Below are 2,075 nucleotides of genomic sequence, written 5' to 3' on the forward strand. Positions count from 1 at the left end.
GATGAGGAGAGCGCCGAGGTCGGCGCCCGGCCGAGGTCAGCGGGTGCCGCCGTCCTCCTCGCGCTTCGGGCTGCGGGCGCGCAGGGAACCCGGGTGGGCCTTGGCGGAGGGGTCGCGGCGGGTCTTGAGCAGGCTCGCCACCGTGACCACGACCAGGATGGCGATGATCACGCCGAGGCTGACCGGGGTCGGGATCTCGGGCACGTCGGGCGAGAGGTCCACGTGCGCCCAGTGCAGGATGAGCTTCACGCCGATGAACCCGAGGATGATCGCCAGGCCGGTGGACAGGTAGACCAGCCGGTCCAGCAGGCCCTTCACCAGGAAGAACAGGGCGCGCAGGCCGAGCAGCGCGAACGCGTTGGCGGCGAAGACGATGAACGGCTCCTCGGTCACGCCGAACACGGCCGGGATGGAGTCCAGCGCGAAGAGCAGGTCGATGCCGCCGATGGCGACCAGCACGATGAGCAGCGGCGTGCCGACCCGCCTGCCGTTCTCGCGGGTGAACAGCTTGCCGCCCTGGTACTCGGTGGACAGCGGCAGCAGGCGCCGGGCGGTGCGCACGACGGCGTTGTTCTCCACGTCCGGGTCCTCGTTGCGGTGCCGGAACAGCTGCACGGCGGTGTAGATCAGCAGCAGGCCGAACAGCAGGAACATGAACGAGAACAGCGACAGCAGCGTGGCGCCGACGGCGATGAAGATCGCGCGCATGATCAGCGCCAGCACGATGCCGAAGGTCAGCACCTTGTGCTGGTGCTCCTCGGGCACCGCGAAGGTGGTCATGATGATCACGAACACGAACAGGTTGTCGACCGAGAGGGACTTCTCGACGATGTAGCCCGCGAAGTACTCGGTGCCGAACTCGCCGCCGTGGGCCGTCCACATCCAGACGCCGAACCCGACGGCGACCAGGATGTAGAACACCGACCAGGCGGTGGCCTCGGCGAAGCCGACCTTGTGCGGGCGGATCGCGGCGAGCACCAGGTCCACCGCGAGCAGCACCAGGATGAGCCCCACGGTGACCACCCAGGTGAGGGTGTTGATCTCGAGCACCGGGTTCCTCGCTTTCCCTGATCACCCGTCGTGTACGAATCGGACATTAGAGGCAAAGGGTGCCGTTGCGCTAACCGGCACACCGAGATCCGACCGCATCTCATGCCGGCGCGCATCTCGTGGAGCCCTCTCACCTCCCGGTTCACCCGCCGGCGAGGGGTCTCGTGATCTGCGCCGCGACGACCGTTTGCCGGTCGGTCGGCCGGGTAGCCGCCGGGCATGAGCAACGACTTGCCGATCCCGGACTACGACCAGATCCCACTGGGCGACCTGCGGCACCGGGTCCGCTCGCTCACCCGGGAGGAACTGGCCAGGGTGCTGGAGCACGAGCGGGAGCACGGTGACCGGGTGCCGGTCGTGGAGGTGCTCACCGCGCGACTGGCGGAGCTGGACGACGGGGCCGAGCCGTCCGGCGGCGACCCGCGCAACGCGCCGGGCGCGTCCTCGACGGCCGGCGGGTCGCCGGTGACGCCCAGCAGCTCCCCCGACCCGAACACCCCGCTGCGGCACGGCGTGGCCGGTCAGACGCCCTCGCGCGGACGCCCCTGACCGCTGAACGCTGACCCCTGACCGGCGTGCCGGTCAGGGGCGCGGGCGCACGCGCGTCCAGCGGCGGCCCCGCTGCGACCTCGGCGTGGTGGCGGCGACGCACTTCGGGCACAGGTGCAGGCCGTGTTCCGAGGTCTGTTCGAGCCACACGGCGTCCGCCCAGCTCACGTGGTGGAAGCGGCCCAGCCGGCTGCGGCTGAGGGCCTGCCCGCACAGGGTCTGGTTGGTGCCCGGCGCCCACGCGTGAACGTCGCCGGACGGCTGCCGCACGCCGTCCTCGTCGACCCACTGGCTGGACGCGGCGACCGCCGGTGCTGTGCTCATGGGTGCGGTGTACCCGCTGACCGCCCGGTGACGCGCCGGGGGGGGGGGGGGCGCGGGGCCGCGCCCGGCCCCCCGAGGCCCCGGCCGCGACCCGGCCGCCTCATAACAAAAACCACCGGCAAAACACGCCCCCCCCCCCCCCCCCGAAAAAC

3 protein-coding genes are annotated in these 2,075 nt (G+C 71.3%); 1 reads left to right on the forward strand and 2 read right to left on the reverse strand.

What is annotated here, in order from left to right:
* Window positions 1–36: 36 nt before the first annotated feature.
* Entirely contained in the window at window positions 37–1,050 is a 1,014-nt protein-coding gene (locus ACFV4N_RS43150) for a TerC family protein (protein WP_499678490.1), read from the reverse strand.
* A 219-nt stretch (window positions 1,051–1,269) separates the two neighbouring features.
* Between ACFV4N_RS43150 and ACFV4N_RS43155 the strand changes: the two genes are divergently transcribed.
* A complete protein-coding gene (locus tag ACFV4N_RS43155) occupies window positions 1,270–1,599 on the forward strand; it encodes a DUF8129 domain-containing protein (RefSeq protein WP_499678491.1) in 330 nt (109 codons plus the stop codon).
* Window positions 1,600–1,632: 33 nt separating this feature from the next.
* Here ACFV4N_RS43155 and ACFV4N_RS43160 read toward each other — a convergent pair whose 3' ends face one another.
* Window positions 1,633–1,923, reverse strand: coding sequence for a hypothetical protein (locus ACFV4N_RS43160; protein ID WP_499678492.1), 291 nt, complete (start codon window positions 1,921–1,923; stop codon window positions 1,633–1,635).
* Window positions 1,924–2,075: the final 152 nt, after the last annotated feature.

Origin of the sequence: Actinosynnema sp. NPDC059797 (assembly GCF_042732085.1) — a bacterium.
Taxonomy (GTDB): domain Bacteria; phylum Actinomycetota; class Actinomycetes; order Mycobacteriales; family Pseudonocardiaceae; genus Actinosynnema.